Origin of the sequence: Planobispora longispora, from assembly GCF_016863135.1 — a bacterium.
In the GTDB taxonomy this organism is placed as follows: domain Bacteria; phylum Actinomycetota; class Actinomycetes; order Streptosporangiales; family Streptosporangiaceae; genus Planobispora; species Planobispora longispora.
This window is the reverse complement of sequence record NZ_BOOH01000035.1, coordinates 42,011-63,614: the sequence shown is the minus strand read 5'-3', so window position 1 is coordinate 63,614 and position 21,604 is coordinate 42,011. Positions and strand designations below refer to the sequence as shown.

General features: G+C 72.9%; 17 protein-coding genes and 1 pseudogene. 8 read left to right on the top strand and 10 right to left on the bottom strand.

All coding sequences use genetic code 11. The annotated features are described in order from the left end of the window. Positions 1-4: 4 nt before the first annotated feature. The 3 genes from Plo01_RS21130 to Plo01_RS21120 are packed head-to-tail and all read right to left on the bottom strand — an operon-like array spanning position 5 to position 2,811. Entirely contained in the window at positions 5-1,072 is a 1,068-nt protein-coding gene (locus Plo01_RS21130) for a patatin-like phospholipase family protein (RefSeq protein ID WP_203892388.1), read from the bottom strand. Next, positions 1,069-1,713 carry a hypothetical protein gene (locus Plo01_RS21125; protein WP_203892387.1) on the bottom strand — a complete coding sequence of 215 codons (645 nt, stop codon included), beginning with the start codon at positions 1,711-1,713 and terminating at the stop codon, positions 1,069-1,071. The genes Plo01_RS21130 and Plo01_RS21125 overlap by 4 nt, the downstream gene beginning before the upstream one ends. A gap of 3 nt (positions 1,714-1,716) precedes the next feature. Further along, entirely contained in the window at positions 1,717-2,811 is a 1,095-nt protein-coding gene (locus tag Plo01_RS21120; protein ID WP_203892386.1) for an alpha/beta fold hydrolase, read from the bottom strand. 314 nt (positions 2,812-3,125) lie between these two features. Between Plo01_RS21120 and Plo01_RS21115 the strand changes: the two genes are divergently transcribed. Then, the gene (locus Plo01_RS21115; protein WP_203892385.1) at positions 3,126-3,641 is read left to right on the top strand and encodes a 2'-5' RNA ligase family protein; all 516 of its coding nucleotides are present in this window, start codon (positions 3,126-3,128) and stop codon (positions 3,639-3,641) included. A gap of 30 nt (positions 3,642-3,671) precedes the next feature. On the opposite strand, the gene Plo01_RS21110 is transcribed toward Plo01_RS21115, so the two are convergent. Continuing rightward, the gene (locus Plo01_RS21110; protein ID WP_203892384.1) at positions 3,672-4,460 is read right to left on the bottom strand and encodes a calcium-binding protein; all 789 of its coding nucleotides are present in this window, start codon (positions 4,458-4,460) and stop codon (positions 3,672-3,674) included. A gap of 299 nt (positions 4,461-4,759) precedes the next feature. Between Plo01_RS21110 and Plo01_RS21105 the strand changes: the two genes are divergently transcribed. Further along, positions 4,760-5,605, top strand: a complete 846-nt coding sequence (locus tag Plo01_RS21105) for a pentapeptide repeat-containing protein (RefSeq protein ID WP_239316759.1) — start codon at positions 4,760-4,762, stop codon at positions 5,603-5,605. A 221-nt stretch (positions 5,606-5,826) separates the two neighbouring features. Beyond that, complete coding sequence (locus tag Plo01_RS21100; protein ID WP_203892383.1) at positions 5,827-7,101, top strand: hypothetical protein; 1,275 nt, start codon at positions 5,827-5,829, stop codon at positions 7,099-7,101. Between the two features lie 21 nt (positions 7,102-7,122). On the opposite strand, the gene Plo01_RS21095 is transcribed toward Plo01_RS21100, so the two are convergent. Next, a complete protein-coding gene (locus tag Plo01_RS21095) occupies positions 7,123-7,506 on the bottom strand; it encodes a hypothetical protein (RefSeq protein ID WP_203892382.1) in 384 nt (127 codons plus the stop codon). Positions 7,507-7,725: 219 nt separating this feature from the next. Here Plo01_RS21095 and Plo01_RS21090 point away from each other — a divergent pair, with 219 nt between their 5' ends. Beyond that, positions 7,726-7,965: a hypothetical protein gene (locus Plo01_RS21090; protein ID WP_203892381.1), complete on the top strand. Its 240-nt coding sequence runs from the start codon at positions 7,726-7,728 to the stop codon at positions 7,963-7,965. Positions 7,966-7,986: 21 nt separating this feature from the next. On the opposite strand, the gene Plo01_RS21085 is transcribed toward Plo01_RS21090, so the two are convergent. The 3 genes from Plo01_RS21085 to Plo01_RS21075 form a co-directional block, all read right to left on the bottom strand. Further along, positions 7,987-10,434 (bottom strand): YhgE/Pip domain-containing protein, encoded by a 2,448-nt coding sequence (locus Plo01_RS21085; RefSeq protein WP_203892380.1) that lies wholly within the window; start codon positions 10,432-10,434, stop codon positions 7,987-7,989. Continuing rightward, on the bottom strand, positions 10,434-13,499 hold the full coding sequence (locus Plo01_RS21080; RefSeq protein WP_203892379.1) for an MMPL family transporter: 3,066 nt from the start codon (positions 13,497-13,499) through the stop codon (positions 10,434-10,436). Before Plo01_RS21080 ends, Plo01_RS21085 begins: the two co-directional genes overlap by 1 nt. Positions 13,500-13,956: 457 nt before the next feature. After that, the gene (locus Plo01_RS21075; RefSeq protein WP_203892378.1) at positions 13,957-14,784 is read right to left on the bottom strand and encodes an NADPH-dependent FMN reductase; all 828 of its coding nucleotides are present in this window, start codon (positions 14,782-14,784) and stop codon (positions 13,957-13,959) included. Positions 14,785-14,986: 202 nt separating this feature from the next. Between Plo01_RS21075 and Plo01_RS21070 the strand changes: the two genes are divergently transcribed. Then, positions 14,987-15,346 (top strand): MmcQ/YjbR family DNA-binding protein, encoded by a 360-nt coding sequence (locus tag Plo01_RS21070; RefSeq protein WP_203892377.1) that lies wholly within the window; start codon positions 14,987-14,989, stop codon positions 15,344-15,346. A gap of 94 nt (positions 15,347-15,440) precedes the next feature. Here Plo01_RS21070 and Plo01_RS21065 read toward each other — a convergent pair whose 3' ends face one another. Together Plo01_RS21065 and Plo01_RS41335 are read right to left on the bottom strand one after the other, a co-directional pair. Next, positions 15,441-15,737: a hypothetical protein gene (locus tag Plo01_RS21065; protein WP_203892376.1), complete on the bottom strand. Its 297-nt coding sequence runs from the start codon at positions 15,735-15,737 to the stop codon at positions 15,441-15,443. A 115-nt stretch (positions 15,738-15,852) separates the two neighbouring features. After that, positions 15,853-16,026: pseudogene (locus tag Plo01_RS41335) on the bottom strand (carbohydrate-binding protein); the annotation flags it as partial. Positions 16,027-16,412: 386 nt separating this feature from the next. Between Plo01_RS41335 and Plo01_RS21060 the strand changes: the two are divergent. From Plo01_RS21060 to Plo01_RS21050, 3 genes are all read left to right on the top strand, one after another. Continuing rightward, complete coding sequence (locus Plo01_RS21060) at positions 16,413-17,402, top strand: LacI family DNA-binding transcriptional regulator (RefSeq protein WP_203892375.1); 990 nt, start codon at positions 16,413-16,415, stop codon at positions 17,400-17,402. A gap of 265 nt (positions 17,403-17,667) precedes the next feature. After that, positions 17,668-19,845 (top strand): ATP-binding protein, encoded by a 2,178-nt coding sequence (locus tag Plo01_RS21055; RefSeq protein ID WP_203892374.1) that lies wholly within the window; start codon positions 17,668-17,670, stop codon positions 19,843-19,845. 334 nt (positions 19,846-20,179) lie between these two features. Then, on the top strand, positions 20,180-21,574 hold the full coding sequence (locus tag Plo01_RS21050) for an extracellular solute-binding protein (RefSeq protein WP_203892373.1): 1,395 nt from the start codon (positions 20,180-20,182) through the stop codon (positions 21,572-21,574). Positions 21,575-21,604: the final 30 nt, after the last annotated feature.

The window sequence follows — 21,604 nt, the reverse complement described above, 5'->3', positions numbered from 1 at the left end:
CGGGTCACCTCCCCCCGGCCGGGCCGTGGGACGCCCCCGGCCGCCGTCCCCCGCCCGGCCAGCCGCGCAGCGCGCGCTCCGCCTGGGCGTGGCCGAACTCGATGAACCGGGCGGCCGTCCTCGTGGAGAAGTCGAGGAACCCGGTCATCGTGAACTCCACCCCCTCCGGCTCGATGAGCAGGAGATCCACGTGCTTGCGCCCCTCCTTGAGGGCCGTCTCCGGGGACTGGTCGACGAGCGCGTTCACCGTCCTGGCGTGCTCGTAGCTGCTGTAGACGGCGTACCGCGCGAGGTTGTCGGCGATCCTGCCGATGGCGGAGCCGAGCGAGGCGGGCGAGGACAGCGCGGCGCTGACCCCGGAGGCCGAGACCACGATCACCCCGTCGGGCTCGTAGTCGAACACCGGGGAGAGCGGGGTGTTGGCCACCAGCCCCGCGTCCACGTGGTCGACGTCGTCGTGCCTGCCCGGTTGGAACAGCAGCGGCACGGCGGCGCTCGCGAACAGGTGGTCGATGCTGAGCGGGGTCTCGCAGTATTCGTAGGACCGTCCGTACGGCGTGTCCCGAGGCGAGGCCCCGGCACGCTCCGGCAGCCGGTTGGTGAAGCGCACGACCTGGCCCGTCGAGAGGCTCACCGCCGAGACGATCAGGCTGGTCCCCGCGCGGACGGGGATGCGGCCCTGCGGGTCGCCCGGACGGCCGATGTGGCTCAGCAGCCACTGCCGGGCGGGCCGGGTGTCGACGAACCAGGTCCAGGCGATCGCGTTGAGCAGGTAGTCGGTCAGGCCCGTGGTCGGCCCGCGCAGCACCGAACGCCAGTTGATCAGCCGCCACACGTCCAGTCTGGGCTGGGCGAACTGGAGCGGCCGCACCGCCGTCCACATCTCCGCCAGCCGGTCCGCGGGCAGGCCGGCGGCCACCGCCGCCGCGTTGAAGGCTCCGGCGGAGGTCCCGGACACCACGTTCACCCGGTCGAGGAGGCCGCGCTCCTCGAGATGCGCGATCACCCCGGCGCCGAAGTAGGCGGCCGGGGCCCCGCCGCCGGACAGCACCAGGGCCAGCCCGCCGCTCATCCGCCCCACCCGACCTCGGGAGGCACGGCGCGCCTGCGGGAGGCCTCCGCCCACGCCCGGGGCCGGCCCAGGTAGCTATCCCGCAGGTTCCTGGCGAACAGCAGGCCGAAGACGGTCATCGCCCGCCCGGCCTCACGGGCCGAGGACGCCTGCCGTACCCGCATGGAAGCGGCCATGAGGGCCAGCCCGGTCAGGCCGATCCGGAGCACGCCGCCGCCCGCGACGGCGTCGCCGTCGTGGTACAGCCGCGAGTACAGGGTGGTGGTGTCGGGCATGAGGTCGAGCCCGACGTCGTCGCGCACCCGCTTCTCACCCGCGAGGCGGTGGCGCGTGCCCTCGTGCTCGAACTCCGCCCCGTAGGTCATCAGCTTCATGCCGGGATCGCGGGAGGGCGTGAAGAGCCGGAAGGAGCCGTTGCGGAAGGGGATCCGGCGGACGACGCCGGGCAGCTCGATCTCGCCGGAGAGCGTGGCGGCGTGCTGCGGATCCCGGGCGAACCGGTCCACGTCGTCGATCGTCACGGTGGCGTGCAGGGACAGCCGCCAGCCGGTCCGCCGGCCGATCCTGGCGCCTTCCGCGGGATCGGTCACCCCCATGGTGAACGGGCCGCTCATCGTCTCGTGGAAGACAAGTCCGGTCATGGCTCACCCCGTGTGCCGCTTGATGAAGTCGATCATGTACGGGAAGACGTCCAGGTGGGCGTCCTTGCCCATGAAGATGTCCTGGTGGCCGTAGCCCGGGAAGACCGCCAGCTCGTGCCGGCCGGGCGCCACCGCGTTCAGCCGCTCGTGGCACACGACGTTGGAGTCGGCGAAGACGTGGTTGCGGTCGCCCGTGGTGAGCAGGACCGGCGTCGTCACCGAGGCGGCGTCGGCCAGGTAGTCGCGGGGCAGCTCGTCGTAGCGGGGATCGCGGACGTCGTACTTCACGGCCCGGCCCGCGCGCACCATCCTCAGGACGTGCCGGTAGTAGTGCAGCCCGGTGGGACCGTAGAGGTCGCCGCCGCGCCGGTGCGTGATCTGATGGATCTTGTCGTGGCCGTACAGCGCGGGCCAGCCCGTCCCCCACATGAGGCTGAGCATGTGACAGGAGGGCTCGTCGCACTCCGGGTGGAACAGCGACACCGCCCGGGAGAACATCCACCCGCGCGAGAAACGCGGCTCGGCGTGCCAGGACGGATCGAGGTACGGCAAGCCCAGGAGATACTCGACGAGGTTCGGCGCGAGCGTCAGCTTGACCCGCGACCACGCCGGGACCCTGGGCGTGAGCGCGGCGCTGTTGGCGATGACGCTCCTGATCCCGGGCACGACCCCGGCGAACAGGCTCATGGTGAACGAGACCGCGCCGAGGCAGTGGCAGATGACGTGCACCCGCCGCTCGCCGACCACGTGGCGCATCGTCTCCAGCGCGGCGGGATGGTCGTAGAGGGCGATGTCGTCGAGGGTGAAGCGGTGCATCGCCCGGTTGTACGGATGGCGGTTGCTCATCCGGCAGTCCAGCGTCCACACCTCGGGAAACCCGTTGTCCAGCAGGAACCGGACGAGGTTGTCGTGCTCGGGCATGATGAACATGTCGCTGGACGTGGTGAGCCCGTGGACCACCAGGACGAGGTCCTCACCCTCGCCGCGCTTGAAGCGCAGCATGTTCAGGCCGAGGCCGTCGGCGGTGGTGAACGGATGCGCCGAGACGTCGGCGTCCGGAACACCGTCGAGCGTGAACAGGGGAATGCGGCGTTTCATGGGTCGCTCATCACTCCTCATTCGCTGCGCGGAGCACTCGTCCCTCGTGCTCCACTGCGCTCACTGCGTCGGGTTCGCTCCGTTTCATGGGTCGCTCATCACTCCTCATTCGCTGCGCGGAGCACTCGTCCCTCGTGCTCCACCGCGCTCACTGCGTCGGGCCCGCTCCGTGGTGTCATGGCTGTCTCCCCGGTGAGGCCATGGGAACCCGTTCATCGTCAGCGCCCCACTCCGGATGCGAATCAGGGAACGCCCTAGGGAAAACCCCGGGTCCCCCTCCCGGGGCGCCCCGCCGGTCTGACTAGTCTTCGACCATGGTCGCCGCGCTGGAGCTCTACCTCGATCCGGTCGCCGAGAAGCGGATCAAGACGTTGTGGGAGGCCCTGGCCCGGGAGGGCGTCCCCACGATGCGGGACCTGCTGAAGGGCCGCCACCGCCCGCACGTCTCACTGATCAGCGCCCCGCGGCTGGACGGCCCCGCGGTGGCCGAGGCGCTGCGGGGGATGGAGATCGCCCGCCCGCTGACGCTCCGCTTCGACTTCGTCGGGCAGTTCCTGGGCCGGGTGCTCTGGCTCGGCCCGGTCCCCACGGCCGAGCTGCTGGCCCACCACGCGGCGGTGCACGCCCGGCTCACCGAGGCGGGGATCGGCGGCTTCGAGGTCTACCTGCCGGGCCGCTGGGTGCCGCACTGCACGTTGTCCATGCGGGTGCCCTTCCCCAAGCTGCTGGACGCGCTCCGGCTCTGCATGGACGTGCTGCCGATCGAGGCCACCGTGGTCGGCGCCGCCGTGGCCGACCACGCCCGTGACGCCCTCACCCCGCTGCGCTGAGGCGGCAGCGGGGTGGAGGAGAGGAGCGCCTCAGATCTCGCAGCCGAACTCCGTGTCGGCGGCGTCGGCGTTGCAGGTGTCGGTACCGCCGCCACCGCTGAGGGTGTCGGCGCCGCCCCGGCCGGTGAGGGTGTCGTCGCCCTGCCCGCCGCGGATCTCGTTCGCCAGGCCGTTGCCGGTGAGGGTGTCGCCGAGCGCGCCGCCGAAGACGTTCTCCACGTCGGCCCGCATGTTGTCGCCCTCCCCGGCGGAGCCGTCGTTCGCCACGCCGTCGAGGGAGACGATCTGCCGGACGATCCGATCGTTGTAGACGGCCGTGTCGACGCCGGCGCCGCCGCTGAAGACGTCCACCCCGTCGGGGGCGCGGTCGGCGACCATGTTGTCGCCGCCGGCCCCGCCGGTGAAGGTGTCGTCGCCGGCGCCGCCGGTGAAGGTGTCCCCGCCGCTGCCGGCGGTCATGGTGTCCTTGCCCGCCCCGCCCTTCACCCGGGCGCCGATGTCCGTGGTGTTGGTGAAGGTGTCGTCGAGATCCTTGAGATCTGCCTGGATGACCTGGACGCCGGAGCAGATCACCGAGTTGGGCGTGTCCTGGACGCAGCCGCTGCTGGGCCGGACCACGTCCCCGGTGTCGGTGACCACGACGTCACCCTGCGGCGAGAACGAGATGGTGATCTTGTTGGCCTTCCCGTCGGCCGCGGTCACGCGCAGGTTGGCGCTGGTCACGCTCACCCCGGTGTCCGCCTGCGCGGGCAGGGCCAGCCCCGCCTGGATGCCCCCCGCGATCATCGTGATGGCCGCGAGCGACCAGATTTTCCGCATGGTCGTATACCTTCCGTGTTGATTTCCGAGCCGGCGGCAGTGCCCCCGCGCCGGCGTTTCGGTGCGAATGATGTCCAAGCGCAATTAACGGGGTTCGTGCCGCGACGGAGAACGTAAAAGAGCACAGGACGCCTGTGACGAAAGTCATGAGTGGTGAGCGTGGGTCCGGCCGGCCCCGGCGAGCGGGTCCGCGACGGCGCCCGGCTCGGGGCATCGGCTGCGAGCGAGTAGGGTCCTTACGCTGGAACCGAGCCCGCCGGGAAGCGACGGGCGCCCCCGACCCCAGGAGATCACGTACGGTGTCCGACGAACGCGACCACGCGGCGCCTTCCCCTGAAGGGAGCCGCCCGGATCTGCGGGCCGACTGCGAGCGCTGTTTCGGACTGTGCTGCGTCGCGCCGGCCTTCACCGCCTCCTCGGACTTCGCGATCGACAAGCCCGCCGGGAAGGCCTGCCCCAACCTGGGGGAGGACTTCCGCTGCGGCATCCACCGGCACCTGCGGCAGCGGGGCTTCACCGGATGCACCGTCTACGACTGCTTCGGCGCGGGGCAGAAGATCTCCCAGATCACCTTCGGCGGCGTGGACTGGCGGCGGGCGCCGGGGACGGCCGGGCGGATGTTCGAGGTGTTCCCGGTCATGCGGAACCTCCACGAGCTGCTGTGGTACCTGACCGAGGCGCTGACGCTGCGCCCGGCCCGCCCGATCCACGCCGAGATCCGCCGCGCGCGTGACGAGGTCGAGCGCCTCACCCACGACGGCCCCGACGCCCTGCTGAAGGCGGACGTGGCGGCGCACCGGCGCGAGGCCGGGGAACTGCTGCAGCGCGCGAGCGAGCTGGCGCGGGCCGGAGTGCGGGGCAAGAAGAAGGAACGCAGGGGCGCCGACCTGATCGGGGCCAAGCTCAAGGGCGCCGACCTGCGCGGCGCGAACCTGCGGGGGGCCTACCTCCTCGGAGCCGACCTGCGCGGGGCCGACCTGCGGACGGCCGACCTCCTCGGAGCCGATCTCCGCGGCGCCGACCTGCGGGGCGCCGACCTCACCGAGAGCCTCTTCCTCATCCAGTCCCAGCTCGACGCGGCCAAGGGCGACGCCACCACGAAGCTGCCCCCTTCCCTCACCCACCCCGCTCACTGGCCGGCGTAGAGAACCACCCATCATGATCGATGCGGTTGGACATCGGTCGGCGTCTGCTTCCAGGCGATTCCAGGTCGGCTCTCTGCCCGTGCTTCCTCGGGCATCGGCCGGAGCGCGCGCCCGCGCTGATTCTCCGCGCCTCGCGGACGGGACGAACATTCATGGACCGCGCCCCTCACCGGTGGTGCGGCGGTCCGGATTCTGTCGGTGGTGATCCCTAATCTCCGGTCATGGCCGCATGGGACGAGGTTCGCGACATCATCGACATCGGTGACGAGGGCGGGCTCGTGGCGCGGATGGCCGCCCTGACCGGGGATGAACGCCGCGAGGTGGCGCGGGAGCTGCCCGGGTACGCCGCGGTGCTGCGCGAACGCGCCGAGGCGGAGGAGCGGGCGCGTGAGGCGGAGCTGGAGACCTTGAACGAGTGGGACGACCGCTGGTTCGAGATGTGGAACCGTACGGAGCCCTGGGACAACTTCGGCGAGTTGCTCCGGATCGCGGGCGCCGGGTCGCTGGGCGGCGCCGCGGCCGTGGCCGCCTGGCTCGCCCGTCGCGACCTCCGGATGGCCTGGCCTTCGCCCGATGGCGCGGCCCGGCGGGCGTTCGGCGATCCGGGTCCGGTGGTCGAGGTGTTGTCCCGGCGCCCTCCGGAGTGGCAGGCCGAGGTGGCGGTACGGCTCGCGCGGAAGATCCGTGACGCGCGCGACCCGGGGGCGCCGCTGGCGTTGGCCCTGCTCCGCCTTACCGGCGCCGAACCGCCCGGGCACGATCCGCTCGTCGTGGCCTGGATCCACGAGGAGCCGCGCACGCCGTTCCCGCAGGACCCGCTCTTCGACGCGTTGCTGCCGCGGATCTTCGAGGCGGAGGGAGCGGGTCGCGCGCTGCGGGACGACACAAGCATGGTCACCGAGCTGACCGCGCTCAGCGCCGGGGGACGGGGGCGGCGCGACCTGCTGCTCGACGGGTGCGTCCGCCGCTTTCTGCGCGGCGGCCCGGCCGCCGACCTGCGCTTCTTCGTCCGCCTGCACGAGGCGCTCGATCCCGCCCCGGCCGAGGTCGCCCCGCGTGCCCGCGACTACCTGAGCCTGCTGCCCACGGCCCCCGGCCCGGTCGCCGAACTGGCCCTCGCCCGGGTTCGCGGACTGCCCGCGGGCGCGGCCGCCGATCCGCGGGACCTGAGCGACGCCGTGGAGGGACTGCTCTTGCGGGATGAGGTGAAGCTCGTCGGCGTCGGGCTCTCCTGGCTCGCCGAGCTGCTGCCGCGGGAGGACGCCGACGCCTTCGCCCCGGCGCTGGCCGCGGCGGTGCTCCACGATTCGCTCGGGGTCCGGGGCCGTGCCGTACGGCTGGCGCTCAAGCACGCCGGGAGATGGGGCCCGGCGGCGAAGGAGATCCTGGCGGGGTTGACGGGGTCGCTGCCCGGTGAGTTCGGCGCGGGATTCGCCGGGGCGTTCGGCGGCGAGCCCGCACCCGTCCCGGTCGTGCGCCGGAGGGGCGGGGTGTGACCGGGAGGTCGCGGGGAGCGGCTACCGGTACTGCGGCTGCTTGTGCGCGTCCAGCTGGGGGGCGGGCCTGCGGCGGGTGAGCACGAAGATCAGGCCGCCGCCGATGAGGAGGCCGCCGCCCACCGCGAGCACGGCCCACGCGCCGCCCTGCTGCGAGCTCTGCTCCGCCAGGTCCGAGGAGGCGTATCCGCTCCACTTGCCGATCTCCTGGGTGAGCTGCTCGTGGCGCGCGGGGTCGCTCTCCTTGACGGAGTCGGCCTCGCGGGTGAGCTCCTCGGCCTTCGCCAGGTGGCTGTCGACGCGGGCTCCCGTCTCGCTCGCCCTGGAGAAGGGGATCGCGCTCGCCGCCCCGATGAGGAGCCCCAGCACCATCGCCACGATCGCGACCACTCTGACCGGCTGCACTGGCACATCACCTTCCGTATGCGTTCACTCCGACCGTGCTGCGCGCACGCGAGTCCGGCGGACGCGCTCGGCCCGCCGTCGCGACACGCTAGTCCGCCGCCCCGCCCGGCCGCGTCCGCCGCCCGGCGGATGATGCCTCACTCGCCCGGGTGATACGGAGATATGGAGTTATATCCGACAAAAGGGGTATGTGGTGTGTGTTCCGTCATAGGGGGAGAAATGGTCGGCAGAAAGATGGAAGGCAACGAGGACCAGCGCCGCCAGGCGGCCCGGGACGCGCGCAGGTCCGGCAAGAGCCCCAGCGAGGAGAACGCGACGAAGGGCGCCTCGAAACAGCGCCACTCCCGGCCCAAGCACGAGCCGCACCACCACGAGGAACGCACGTCCTCGCCGCACCGGGGCAAGCAGCAGGGCGTCCGCGAGAGCACGACGCCCAACACCAAGCCCGAGTACGAGTGAACCCGCGCTCGCTCGCGGCCCTCAGACGACCTGGGTGGCATGGAGCCGGGACATGGTCCACACGCGCTGTCGCCGGGCGGCGAGGACGGTCATCGTCAGGCACGCCGCGATCCAGGCGACGAGGATGGACGCGGCGTGGCCGGTGCCGGACGGCCCCCCGGCGATGAGCACGCGGAAGCCGTCCACGGCGTGGGTCATCGGGAGCACCTCGTGCAGCGCCCGGAAGAAGGCGGGGGCGGTCTCGATCGGGTAGGTTCCGCCGGCCGAGGCGAGCTGCAGGCTGACGAAGATCAGGGCGAGGAACCGGCCGACGCCGCCGAACGTCGCGATCAGCGCCTGGTTGACCGCGGTGAACGTGAACCCGACCAGGATCGCGAAGAGCAGCAGTCCCGGCAGGTCGGCCGCGTCCATACCGAGCGCGAAGCGCAGGACGACGACCAGCAGGACCGCCTGGGCCGCGGACAGCACCGTGCCCGGCATGTATCCCGCCAGGGCGATCCGCCAGGACGGCGAGGTCGAGACCAGGGCGCGCGCCGACAGGGCGCGCAGCACCATGTAGACGGCCATCGCGCCGACCCACAGCGCCAGCGCCATGAAGTACGGCGCCAGCCCGGCGCCGTTGGCCTCCACGGCGTGCGCCCGCGCCACGTCGCCCACGACCGGGGTGGCCGCCACCTTCCGCAGGATCCGCCGCTCCTCCTCGCTGTAGGCCGGGATCTCCTCCGCCCCCTCGGCCAGTCCGTCGGCGAGCCGGGACGATCCGTCCCGCAGCTCCCGGGCGCCGTCCGTCAGCCGGGAGGTGCCCTCGGCGAGCTGTGACGCGCCCCCGGCGGCGGAGGAGGCGCCCTCGGCCAGCCGTACGGCGCCGGAGTCGAGCTCCGCCGCTCCGGCGGCCAGCTGCGAGGAGCCCTCCCCCAGCCGCCCCGCCCCGGTCGCCGCCTGGGAGATGCCGGTGTGCAGGCGCGGCGCGGCGGCGGCCAGCTGGGCGGTGCCGCGCGCGAGCCGCCCGGCGCCACCGGCCAGGTCGGAGGCGCCGCCGCTCAGGGTGGACCCGCCCTCGGCGAGGCGGGTGACGGCGGTGGACAGCTGCGGCCCGGCCGCGGCCAGCGCGTCCGTCCCCTCCCGCAGGCGTACGAGCCCCGCGTGGAGTTCGGCGGCGCCGGGCCGGAGTTCCCCGGTGCCCGCGGCGATCTCCGCGGCGCCCGCGGCGACTTCCTCCGCGCCGTCCGCGACGTCGGAGGCGCCGGTGGCCAGGGGGTCGATGCCGGCGGCCAGCAGCGCCAGCTGAGTGCAGTAGGGGGGCGCCGCGCCCGAGGCGGCGCAGCCCGCCGAGAGGGCGGTGAGCTGCGTGCGGTACTCCTCGACGCCCTCGGAGAGATCCAGCGCGCCGGTGGCCAGCTCGTCGGCGCCGGCCGCCAGGTCGTCCGCGCCGGAGGCCAGGTCCGTCGCCCCCGCGGCCAGCGCGTCCGCGCCCTCCTCCAGCAGAACGACTCCCGACGCCAGTTCCCCGCTCTGGGCGGGCAGGCCGCGCGTGCTCCGCGCCAGCTCGGCGAGGCCGCCGGCCAGGGTGGAGGCGCCCGTGGCCAGTTTCCCGGCTCCTCCGGCGATCCGCCGGGCCCCCTGGTCCAGCTGCGCGGACTGCGCGGGCAGCTTCCGGGTGCCCCGGTCGAGCCGGTCCAGCCCGGCCGCGAGCGAGGCGGCGCCGCCGGACAGGTCGGAGGCGCCGCCGGCGATCCGCCCGGTGCCCCGGCTCAACCGGGCGGTCCCGGAGGCCAGCTCCCTGAGCCCCACGACGAGATCTCCGGCGCCCTCGTCGGTCCGCGCGGCGCCGGAGGCCAGCTTCCGGGAGCCGTCGGCCAGGTCGGCCGCTCCCTCGGCCGCCTCGCCGATCTCCTCGTGCAGGGCCGTGAACCCGATGTAGACGTTGTCGAGGTAGGTCTCGGTGACCTGGGCGTTGAGCGAGGCCGTCGCGGCGGCGCCGACCGAGCGGGCGAGGGTGCCCGCGATGTAGTTGTGCGCGTCGTCGCTGCGCACCCGCAGGACGGCCTGCTCGGCCCGCGTGCCGTCCTCGCGGGAGGTCGAGGTGACGGCGGCGGAGAAGTTCTCCGGGATCGTGACCACGGCCGCGTAGTCCCCGCTGTCGAGCCCGGCCCGCGCGTCCTCGGCGGTGGTGAGGGTCCAGTCGAAGTTGTTGCCCGCCGTGCTGCCGGTCAGCTCCCCGGCCAGGCTCCGGCCGACCGGCACGGTCCGCTTCTCGCCGTCCGGGCCGGTCACGGTGGCGGGCCTGTCGAGGTTGACGACGGCGGCGCGGACGTTGCGGAGGTTGCCGGCGGGGTCCCAGTTCGCCCACACGTAGAGCACGCCGTAGAACAGCGGCACCATGGCGACGGCGACCAGTGCGGCCCTGGTCAGCCGGTTGCGCCGGAAGCGCGCCAGCTCGAACCAGGGCAGGGACGGGAACGGGAGCATCAGCGGGCCCTCGCGGGGAGCGGGTGGACGGTGGTCATGTCGAGCGGGAGCAGCCGCTCCGGAGGGATCGCGGCGGCCGCCTCGGCCGGGTCCTGGCAGCTGGCCACGGCGGTCACCGGCGGGAGCGCGTCGCGGGCGTCGGGGAGGCCGTCCGGGCGGCCGGTCCCGGACCGGTCGGTGAGCCAGGCCAGCGCCCGCCACAGGGCCCGCCGGTCGGCCGGCGCGCGCAGGGAGTCGACGTCGTCGACGACGACCAGCGACGGCGACCCGATCAGGGCGAGCGCGATCCCGAGGATCTTGCGCTCCAGCGGGGTGACGTCGGCGACCAGGCCGGTGCGGTCCAGTACGGCGTGCGCCCCCGTGGCGGCGGTCACCGCCGCGTCCATGAGATCCATGACCCGGGTGACGGCCGCCCGGGAGACCCAGGGACGCAGGGACAGCAGGGCGAGCCGCTCGGCGACGTGCTCCTCGACGCTGAGCGACTCCTCCAGGTCGTTGATGCCCGGCATCTCCGCGAGCGCCACCCGGGTCCGGACCGCGCCGGCCTCGCCGGGCAGGACGTGCCCGGCGACCTTGAGCAGCCCGGAGTCGAACGGCATGCGCCCGGCCAGGGTGAGCAGCAGCGCGGTCTTGCCGGTGCCCGGCGGGCCGTGCACGGCCAGGACGGCGCCGGGCGGCACGGTCAGGCGGACGCCGGTGAACACCGGCCCCTCGGGCCCGGTGAGGCAGAGCCCCTCGGCGTCGATCGCGCCGGCCGCGCCCGGCGCGGGCCAGCCGGCCATCTGCAGCCGGTGGCGCAGGCCCTCGCCCTCGACGTCGAAGGACGGCAGCGCGCGGGCCAGCCAGGGCGGCAGCCACCAGGCGGCGCGCCCGAGGACGGCCAGGACGGCGGGGACGAACACCATGCGGACCACGAAGGCGTCGATGAGCACCCCCGCCGCGAGCGCCAGGGAGATCGGCTTGATGTTCGCGTCGCCGTGCGGGACGAACGCCGCGAAGACCGCGATCATGATCAGCGCGGCGGCGGTCACCACGCGCGCCCCGGCGACGTAACCGACGGTCACGGCCCGCCGGGCGTCCCCGCCGTGCACGTACTCCTCGCGCATCCGCGAGACGAGGAAGACCTCGTAGTCCATCGCCAGGCCGAACAGCACGCCCATCAGGAGGATCGGCATGAAGCTGATGACCGGGCCGGTGCGGGGGACGTCCAGCGCCTCCGCCGCCCACCCCCACTCGAAGACCGCGGCCACCACGCCGAACGACGCCCCCACCGAGAGCAGGTACCCGACGGTCGCCTTGACCGGGACGGCGACCGAGCGGAAGACCGCGCCCAGCAGGATCAGGGAGAGACCGACCACCAGGACGCCGAACGGGAGCAGCGCCCCGGCCAGCCGGTCGGAGACGTCGATGGTGAGCGCGGTGTGCCCGGTCACCGCGATCGCGACCCCGTACTCGTCCTGGAAGTGCCCGTTCATGCCGCGGATGCGGGCCACCAGGTCCTCGGTGGCGGCCTCCTCCGGGCCGCTCTCCGGAACCAGGGAGATGATCCCGGTGTCGGCGGAGGCGTTGGGGGTGGCCATCGTGACGGCGGCGACCCCGGGCAGCGCGCGCAGCTCGTCGGCGATGCCGTCGACCACGCCCAGCGGGTCGGTGGTCCGGATGATGTCGGCGGTGACGAGCAGGGGGCCGTTGAAGCCGGCGCCGAAGTGCTCGGCGACCAGGTCGTACGCCTGGCGCTGGGTGCTGCCCGGCGGGGCGGAGCCGTTGCCGGGCAGGGCCAGCCGCAGGTCGAGGCCGGGGACGGCCACCACGCCCAGGCAGACGGTCACCAGCAGGACGGTGAGGACCGGCCACCGGGTCACGGCGCGCACCCAGCGCTCGGCGAAGCGAGACCGCCCCGGGGAGCCTTCCCGGGGAACCTCCGCCTCTCCGGCCGGATCCGGGGTCGCGGCCACGGCGGCCCCGGCTCCGGCTCCGGCCCCGGCCGGGCCGCGCCCCCGCAGCCTCCGCAGCCCTCCTAGCCTCCGCAGCCCGCGGAACCCGCCGGCCGGGCGGGGGCGGAGCCTGCCGCCCGAGACGCCGAACAGGGCGGGCAGGAGGGTCAGGGTGACGAGCACGGCGACCAGCACCGCGCCGGCCGCCGCCAGGCCCATCGTGGTCAGGAAGGGGATCCGCGCGACGGCCAGGCCCAGCAGCGCGATGATCACCGTGAGGCCCGCGAACACGACCGCCGAGCCGGCCGTGGCGACCGCCCGCGCGGCCGACTCCTCCGGTTCGAGGCCGTCGGCGAGCTGGTCGCGGTGGCGGGACAGGATGAACAGGGCGTAGTCGATCCCGACGGCCAGCCCGAGCATCAGGGCGAGCATCGGGACGGTGGAGGACACCGAGGTGAACGCGGTCGCGGCCATCACCACCGACATCGCGACGCCCACGGCCACCAGCGCGATCAGCAGCGGCATCCCGGCGGCGAGCAGGGAGCCGAAGGTGACCAGGAGCACGACGAGCGCGACCACCACGCCGAGCGTCTCGGTCGCGCCGAGCCGGGGCGGGGCGGTGCCGAAGGCCGCGCCGCCGAAGCGCACCGCGGCCCCCGCGTCCCGGAGAGGGCCGGCGGTCGCGACCAGGGCGGAGCGCAGTTCGTCGGTCACCTCGTCCCCGCCCACGTCGAGCTGGACGGTGACCAGGGCCGCGCGGCCGTCGCCCGACAACGTCGCGGTGACGTTCTCGCCGTACGGATCGACCACCGCGGCCACCCCGTCGACGTCTCCGAGCGCGTCGACGACCTGCCCGACCCGCGCCCGCACCCGGGCGTCGGTGATCGTCTCCCCGGCCGGGGTCACCACGACCATCTGCGCCTGGGCGCCGCCGGCCTGCGGGAACCGCCTGGCCAGGGTGTCCAGGGCGTTCTGCGCGGGGGTGCCGGGGATGGCGAAGGAGTTGCTCATGCCGGTGGAGAGCGCGCCGGCGGCGGAGCCGAGGACGGCGAGCACCGCGACCCATGCGATGATCACCGCTTTCCCGGCGCGGAAGCAGGTCCGCCCGAGCGTGTAGAGCAGTGAGGACATCACTCTCCCGGATCGTGTCCATGCCCGGCGGGCCGGCCCGCGCCTCGCGCCGCCCCGGAGGGTTCCGCGGGCGTCCCGGACGGCTCCGGCGGGAGCTCGCGGTCGCCGGATTCCGGACGGCTCCGGCGGTGGGCTCCGGACGGGCCTCCCGGCTCCGGGGCTCACCGTCATGTCATCCGGAACCCCCCGCCGGCGCACGGACCGAAACGCCCGGATGAGAACGCGGGAGGATGGATTTGGCCACGGCGTGGGAAGGACCTTCCCGGCCGGGGCGGAATCCTTGCCGCCGCGATGCGGCCCCTTGGCGGGACGGCGGTCCGCCGCGTGCCGCGGAGCCCCCGCGGCCGGGCCGCCGCCGGACACCGGCGAGCCGGGCGTCCCGGCCCTCTTCTACGCCTGGCGGGAGTCCCGGCTGGTCGTCCCGCACAACCTCGCCGAGACGCCCTGCCGGATCCGGCTACCCGAGGAGGTCGCCCGCGGCGACGTCAACGGGGTCGAGCAGCTCGTCGGAGCGGAGCCTGCGGTGACCTCTCTTCGGGAGAACATCGGGCTCCCGCCGTACGGCATGCGCCGGTTGCGGATGGGGGAGCCCCGGCACCTCCCCGGACAGCGGGCTCGGCACCGGATTCGCGACCAGTCCCGGCGCCGGGTTCCCGGGAGAGGGGAGGCCGGCGGTGTGCAGGGCGGCCTTGGCGGCCAGGTCCTCACGGGCGGTCGCGCACACCGCGCGCAGCGCCGTGCGGATCCGGTCGCGGGCCACCGGATCGGCGAGCCTGCCGATGACGTTGAACTGCCGCGTTCCCGGCAGCACGGTCAGGTCGACGCCGTACACGACGGCGCCGCCCGCCCCGAGCAGCCGGTGCAGCTCCGTCTGCGCCCAGATCGCCTCGTGCGGGCTCACGCAGGAGGTGATCACGGCGACGGGCTTGCCGACCAGGGCGCCGCCCGCCAGCGGCGACGCCGCCCAGTCCAGCGCGTGTCCCAGCTGCTCCGGGAGGAGGTTGTATCCGGGCACGGTGATCACCATGCCGTCGGCCGCGGACAGCACGCGGCAGAACTCGTCCGCCTCCGCGGGGATCGGGCCGGTGCGGGCGGAGGGGATCCGGTCCAGGCCCTCCCAGACCTCGAAACGAGGGGGACCCGCCTCCGGGGGCTCCGAGCGGCCCGGCAGCCCCGTGACCCTCGAAAGGGCCGGAGATCCCGGCAGTTCCAGCGCCGCGGCGTCCAGCAACCGGCGCACGTACGCCTGCGGGCGCAGGACGCCCGCGATGCCCACGATCCTCATCCACCCACCCATCCGCGTGCCATTGGGGCCGTCCTGCCCCGCAAGTAACACGAGTAACGGGCTCGCGCGAAGGAACAGCCCATGGGACGGCAAAGGTCGGAAGAGGCGGGACCCGCCGGGATCGTTTCCCATGACACCGCCCGCTACGGGAGGTAAATCTGTGATGTGTCCGCCGGGGTGGCAATCCATGGGATCATGAGGCATGCCCGATTTCGATCGTGTGCGCGACATCGCCCTGGAACTGCCCGAGGTCGAGGAGTCGGTCTCCTGGGGAACGCCTTCCCTGAAGGTCCGCGGCAGGATGTTCCTACGCCACTACGAGGACCCCGAGTTCACGGTGGTCAAGGTCTCCCGCGAGGAACGCGAGGCCCTGGCCGGGGAGCGTCCCGAGGTCTTCGTCGTCACCCCGCACTACGAGAACTACCCGTACGTGCTGGTGCGGACGGCGGAGCTGGCCGCCGACGAGCTGCGCGAGCTGGTCACGGAGGCGTGGCGGATGAGCGCTCCCAAGCGGATCGTGCAGTCCTTCGAGGCGGGGACCGCCTCCGGCGGAACCGGCTGACCGGGGGCTCCCCGGGCCGGAAGTCCGGGGAGGGGTCTCCTCCCCGGCCGGGCCGGCCGGTCCCGCGGGCGGCGGGATCAGGAAGCGGCGGCGATCACGGGTTGACGGTGACGGTGAAGGTGGACGTCGTGTTCCGGATGTTCTCGTGGTTGCCGCTCATCCGGAGGTTGTCGAAGACGGCCGAGTCCACCGCCGGGCCCTGGCCGGCCTCGGGCATCTCGTTGACCCAGATGCCGAAGCCGGACTTGGCGTCGTAGGCGTCACCGCTCCTGCGGGCGCCGGTGATCGAGACGTTGGTGAACACCGTGTCCTTGACCGGGTTCTGCGGCTGTCCTCCCACGTAGTTGGTCTGGAACATGATGCCGTGGTACGTCGGGTCGACGATGTCCACGTTGCTGACCCGGATGCCCTGGAAGACCTTCGAGGCGGAGAACGCCCAGATCCCCGTCGATGGGGTAGGCGGTGGTGTTGGCGGCGTCCTTCTGCAGTCTGATCTTGCTCCCGGCCGGGACGGTCGTGTCGAGCGTCATGTTGGCCTCGTCGTAGATGTGACGCGGCCCGCCCGAACCGGGGGAGTCGCCGGGGTTCGTCTCGTTGCCGTACAGCCAGGCGTATCGCGAGGTCAGGTTGATCGCCTTGTGGAAGGCGCCGTCGACGTAGACGTTGAGCGTGGCGGAGATCCCGCCGCCGCAGGTACCGGGTGGTGACGGCGTTGAAGGCGATCGCGGTGACGGCCGCGACCAACCGTGAGAGGGCTGTGTGGGGGGGTCTCATCCGTTCCTCTGTCTCGTTCGTGGAACGACGGGGCACGACTCGGGACTCAAACGGTCTCGACCGCACGGTAAGCGAAGTTGGCCAGACCGTAAGATACCGGACAGTCACCAGCAATATTCCAACTGAATTTCGCAAGTATCGTCGTGCGACGAGATCGGAGAGGTGGGCGCGTCGTCTCTGGCTGTGGAGTTGGAGAAGCGTGGAAAATCTGTTTCACGCTGTGCAACCAGGTGACGTTCGGTGAGCGCAAGCCATTGCAAGCAGTTGCGCTGATTGTCGTATAGTTTGCGGCATGACACGACGACTTGCAGAGGTGGCCAAGAAGGTCGGGGTGAGCGAGGCGACGGTCAGCCGCGTGCTCAACGGGAAGCCCGGCGTGTCCGAGGCGACCCGCGAGGCCGTGCTGACAGCTCTCGACGTGCTCGGCTACGAGCGTCCCACCCAGCTGCGCGGCGACCGGGCGCGGCTGGTCGGCCTGGTCCTCCCCGAGCTGCAGAACCCGATCTTCCCGGCCTTCGCGGAGGTCGTCGGGGGCGCGCTGGCCCAGCAGGGTTTCACCTCGGTGCTGTGCACCCGCACCGTGGGCGGGGTCTCCGAGGCCGACTACGTGGACCTGCTCCTGCAGCAGCAGGTGTCGGGCGTCGTCTTCGCCGGCGGCCTGTACGCCCAGGCCGACGCCTCCCACGAGCACTACGAGCTGCTCCGGGAGCGCAAGCTCCCCGCGGTGCTGGTCAACGCGGCGGTCGAGCACCTGGGCTTCCCCCAGGTCTCCTGCGACGACGTGGTGGCCGCGGAGATGGCGATCGGGCACCTGAAGGCGCTGGGCCACGAGCGCATCGGCATGGTGCTCGGCCCGAAGGACCACATGCCCTCCCGCCGCAAGCTGGAGACGTTCATCGCCTCGGGCGGCGATCCGGGGCTCGTCGAGCACACGATGTTCTCCCTCGAAGGGGGGCACGCGGCCACGACCAGGCTGCTGCGGAGCGGGATCACCGGCGTCGTGTGCGCCAGCGACCTGCTCGCGCTCGGCGCGGTCCGGGCGGCCCGCCGGTCGGGGCTCTCGGTCCCCGGCGACGTGTCGGTCATCGGCTACGACGACTCGGCCCTGATGAACTGCACCGAGCCGCCGCTGACCACGGTGCGCCAGCCGATCGACGCCATGGGGCGGGCGGCGGTGGACCTGCTGATGGCCCTGATCGACAAGGCGGTGGTCCCGGCCGACGAGCTGCTCTTCGAGCCGGAGCTGGTCGTGCGCGCCTCCACGGCGAGGCCCTCGCCCTGACCTCCGAGCCCTGACCTCCGAGCCCTGATGGCCCGGCATGCGCGCCCGCCGCCGGACGCCGATCCCGGGCGGGAACGCCGTCGCGCTGGCGATCATCCACGGCAGGAGGCAATCTGGATGTGGCAACGAGTGCGCCGGTACGGCGGACCCTCCCCTGCCCGGGTGCGGGGCCGCCGTGATGGATGTGACTGGCACGTTCTGCCGTGGCTCGGGCGGGTCGCCGTCTCCACAGCGACGGCGGATCACAACCGGGCAGGTGACGCTCATGATTGCGAGCCGGAGGAACGCGGGCAACCTGCCCGCCGAGACCACCTCGCTGATCGGCCGGCAGGCGGAGCTGGCCGACCTGCGACGGCTGTGCGAGCGCTCCCGGCTGGTGACGGTGACCGGGCCGGGCGGGGTGGGCAAGACCCGCCTGGCGCTGCGCGCCGCCGCCGAGCTGGCGCCGGGCTTCGCCGACGGCGCGTGGCTGGTGACGCTGTCGCCGCTGGAGCTGGGCACCTCGCTGCCGTACGCCATCGGCGAGGCGCTGTGGCTGGTCAACCAGACCACCGAGCCGATGCTGGAGGTGGTGGCCGGCTATCTGGCCGGCCGGGAGCTGCTGCTGGTGCTGGACACCTGCGAGCATCTGACCGAGGCGTGCGCGCCGGTCGCCGAATATCTGCTGGCCGCCGCGCCGGATCTGCGCATCCTGGCCACCAGCCGCCGGGTGCTGGAGACCCCGTCGGAGGAGGTCCTGGCGCTGGAGCCGTTGCCCGTCGCCGGCGACGGGACGGATCAGGCCGGGTCCCCGTTCGCGGGCGCCTGGATCGTGCCCGGAGGCGGGGGGGCGGGGGGCGCGGTGGCGGGTGCCGTACCCCAGGACGGCGATTCCGCGGACGGCGACGCGGTGGCGCTGCTGGCCGTCCGGGCCGCCGAGAGCGTGCCCGGGTTCGCCCTCACCGAGCACAACCGGCGGACCGTGGTGCGCATCTGCCGGAAGCTGGAAGGGCTGCCGCTGGCCATCGAGTTGGCCGCCGCGCGGCTGGGCGAGTGGTCCCTGGAGCAGCTGGCCGCCCGCCTGGAGGACCGCTTCGCCGCGCTGGAGACCGAGGCGGCCGTCTACGCCGCCGATCCGCCCTGGCACCGGGGGCTGCGCACCGCGATCGGCTGGAGCCACCAGTGGTGCAGCCCGGCCGAGCGGCTGCTGTGGGCCCGGGCCTCGGTCTTCGCCGGTGGCCTCACCCCCGAGGCGGCCCAGGCGGTGTGCGCCGACGAGCGGCTGCCCGCCGGGCGGATCCCGGCCCTGCTGGCCTCCTTGGCCGACAAGTCCATCCTGACCTGGGCGCCCGTCGGCGACGGGGAGCGCTACCGGATGCTGGACACCGTCCGTGAGTTCGGCGCGTTCTACCTGCACCACCTGGGCGAGCAGGAGGAACTGCGCCGCCGGCACCGCGACCACTACCGCGCCCTGGCGAGCCGGGGCTCCGCCGCCTGGATGGGCGCCGATCAATACGCCTGGTACGACCGGGCCAGCGCCGAGCTGGACAATCTGCGCGCCGCCCTGGAGTTCGCCCTGGCCGAACCGGAGGGGCGCCACGCGCTGGAGCTGGCCGGGAACCTGTGGTTTCTCTGGGTCTGCTGCGGGTTCCCCAAGGAGGGACAGTACTACCTGGAGCGGGTGCTGGCCGCCGACACCGCGCCCAGCCCGCAGCGCGCCCAGGCCCTGTGGGCCTGCGGCATGGTTCTGGTGATGCTGGGCGACGGCGAGGGCGCTCAGGTCCGTGGCGCCGAAGCCATCGCCGCGGCCGAGAAGCTCGGCGACGTCCGCCTGCGGGAGTACGGCCTGATGGCGGCCATGTCCGCGGCGGCGCTGGGCGACCCGGACCGGGCCATGGCCGCCTACGGCCATCGCGTCACCGAGATCGCCTGGAGGGAGGACGAGCTGAGCTTCCCTCCGATCTCGGCCTGGCAGGCCCAAGCCATCATGCTGACCGGCGTCGGCCGCGCCGACGAGGCCGTCACCGTGCTGCGGCGGGTGCGCGCGGCCTGTGAGCGGCACGGTGAGCACTGGGCGCGCGCCTACAGCGAGATCCTGCTCGCCCGGGTCGAGCTGATGCGGGACCGGCCCGCCGCCGCCGGCGCCTACGCCCGGGCGTCGCTGAGGACCAAGCACCGGCTGCGCGACCGTGTCGGCGTCGCGACGGCCCTGGACGTGCTGGCGTGCGCCGAGGTCGGCCGGGCCGAATCGGCGGCCCGGCTGCTCGGCCTGGCCCAGCGGCTCTGGGAAACCCTGGGCCGGCCGCAGGCCGGCATCCCCGAGTGGGTCGCCGCCCGCGAGGCGTGCGAGCGGCGGAACCGCCGGGCGCTGGGGGAGCGGGCCTACAAGATCGCTTACCGGGACGGATACGAAATCGACCTGGAGGCGGGTGTCGCCTGGGCGCTCGGCGACGCCGACGGCTGACCGTCGGCTGACCGGCGGCGCTCGGCGACGCCGACGGCTGACCGGCGGCGCTCGGAACGAGAGGGCGGCACGGCGATCGTGCCGCCCCTTCTCCGCCTTCCTCGTCACCTCTTCCGGCGTCCCGCCCCTTCCCGTGCTCCGGGTCGCGCCCTCTCACGTTCCGGGTCCGCTCCGGACCAGCTCACGACCCAGATATCGCGTAACTCAGTCGTTATATTGCAATTCTCTGTCGTAATATTGCAGGAATGTGTCGTGGAGCCTATCGTGAGGGCACGCCGGAGCGGATCACCGTCTCACTCCGCCGGCGTCCATCCGCATCAGAAGGGTCAGCTTCATGACGAGATCCGGCTATCGCAGAACCGCGGGCCTGCTGCTCGCGACCGCTCTCGGCCTGACGGCGTCGGCGTGCGGCTCGGGTGAGGAGCCCGCGCAGAACAACGCCCAGCCCACGGCTGGAAGCTCCGGCGCCGCCGGACCGGTGTCGATCACCGTCAACTGCATGCCGCCGAAGACGAACAAGGCGGAGCGCGCGACCTTCGAGGAAGACCTCGCGGAGTTCCAGAAGCTCAACCCGAACATCAAGATCGAGAAGGCCACCGACGCCTTCCCGTGCTACGAGCCGCGCACGTTCGAGGCCAAGCTGGCCGGCGGCCAGCTGGAGACCGTCTTCTACGTGAACTTCCCCAACGTCGGCCGCCTTATGGAGAGCGGCCAGGCCGCCGACATCACCCCCTACGTCGGCGACCTGAAGACGTTCAAGGACTACAACGCCTCCATCGACATCTTCAAGAAGGACGGCAAGCTCTACGGCCTGCCCACCGACGGGTACGGCATGGGCCTGGTCTACAACCGCGAGGTCTTCACCAAGGCCGGGCTCGACCCCGCCAACCCGCCCAAGACCTGGGCGGAGGTGCAGGCCGCGGCCAAGAAGATCGCCGCCCTCGGCCCCGGCTACGTCGGCTTCGGCGAGTACAGCGGCAACAACGTCGGCGGCTGGCACTTCACCGCCTCCCTCTACGGCCGCGGCGGCGACGTGCTCACCCCCGACGGCAAGAAGGCCGCCTTCAACACCCCCGAGGGCAAGGCCGTGCTGGAGAACCTCAAGCAGATGCGCTGGACCGACAACAGCACCGGGTCCAAGCTCTACATCGACTGGCCCGCGCTGATGAAGGCCATGGCCGGCGGCAAGATGGGCATGATGCTCGGCGCCCCCGACGTGCTGATCGGGCTGCGCAACGACTTCCAGGCGAAGTTCGAGAACTACCAGGTCACCGCGATGCCCGAGGCCAAGGCGCTGTTCAACGGCGGCGCCGGCTACATGATCAACCCCAAGGCCACGCCCGAGCAGATCAAGGCCGGCCTGAAGTGGATCGAGTACAAGTTCCTCACCCCCGGCAAGGGCCAGCTCGACTACGTGCGGGCCAAGGGCGCCAACCTCACCGTCGGCCAGCCGTACCCCGACCTCTACGGCGCCGACACGCCCTCCGGCCAGGAGGTCCTGAAGCTGCGCGCGGAGAACGCCAACGTCGACCCCGGGCAGTTCGCCCTCTGGGTCGAGGGCTCCAAGGGCATCCCGCCGAAGGCCGAGCCGGGGCCGTACGCCCAGGAGATCTACGCGATCCTCGACACCCCGATGTCCGCGGTGCTGACCAGGCAGGACGCCGACATCGACAAGCTGCTCTCCGACGCCGAGGCGAAGGTCAACTCCCTGCTGGAGAAGAAGGGCTGACCCCGCAGGAGCCGGGGGCGGCGGCCACCC

What these genes read in the sequence shown, in the direction of transcription:
- Plo01_RS21120 (WP_203892386.1), bottom strand. Translation starts at nt 2,811, where the DNA reads ATGAAACGCCGCATTCCCCTGTTCACGCTCGACGGTGTTCCGGACGCC.
- Plo01_RS21100 (WP_203892383.1), top strand. Translation starts at nt 5,827, where the DNA reads ATGGCCGCATGGGACGAGGTTCGCGACATCATCGACATCGGTGACGAG.
- Plo01_RS21090 (WP_203892381.1), top strand. Translation starts at nt 7,726, where the DNA reads ATGGTCGGCAGAAAGATGGAAGGCAACGAGGACCAGCGCCGCCAGGCG.
- Plo01_RS21125 (WP_203892387.1), bottom strand. Translation starts at nt 1,713, where the DNA reads ATGACCGGACTTGTCTTCCACGAGACGATGAGCGGCCCGTTCACCATG.
- Plo01_RS21080 (WP_203892379.1), bottom strand. Translation starts at nt 13,499, where the DNA reads ATGTCCTCACTGCTCTACACGCTCGGGCGGACCTGCTTCCGCGCCGGG.
- Plo01_RS21055 (WP_203892374.1), top strand. Translation starts at nt 17,668, where the DNA reads ATGATTGCGAGCCGGAGGAACGCGGGCAACCTGCCCGCCGAGACCACC.
- Plo01_RS21085 (WP_203892380.1), bottom strand. Translation starts at nt 10,434, where the DNA reads ATGCTCCCGTTCCCGTCCCTGCCCTGGTTCGAGCTGGCGCGCTTCCGG.
- Plo01_RS21050 (WP_203892373.1), top strand. Translation starts at nt 20,180, where the DNA reads ATGACGAGATCCGGCTATCGCAGAACCGCGGGCCTGCTGCTCGCGACC.
- Plo01_RS21130 (WP_203892388.1), bottom strand. Translation starts at nt 1,072, where the DNA reads ATGAGCGGCGGGCTGGCCCTGGTGCTGTCCGGCGGCGGGGCCCCGGCC.
- Plo01_RS21110 (WP_203892384.1), bottom strand. Translation starts at nt 4,460, where the DNA reads ATGCGGAAAATCTGGTCGCTCGCGGCCATCACGATGATCGCGGGGGGC.
- Plo01_RS21115 (WP_203892385.1), top strand. Translation starts at nt 3,126, where the DNA reads ATGGTCGCCGCGCTGGAGCTCTACCTCGATCCGGTCGCCGAGAAGCGG.
- Plo01_RS21070 (WP_203892377.1), top strand. Translation starts at nt 14,987, where the DNA reads ATGCCCGATTTCGATCGTGTGCGCGACATCGCCCTGGAACTGCCCGAG.
- Plo01_RS21060 (WP_203892375.1), top strand. Translation starts at nt 16,413, where the DNA reads ATGACACGACGACTTGCAGAGGTGGCCAAGAAGGTCGGGGTGAGCGAG.
- Plo01_RS21075 (WP_203892378.1), bottom strand. Translation starts at nt 14,784, where the DNA reads ATGAGGATCGTGGGCATCGCGGGCGTCCTGCGCCCGCAGGCGTACGTG.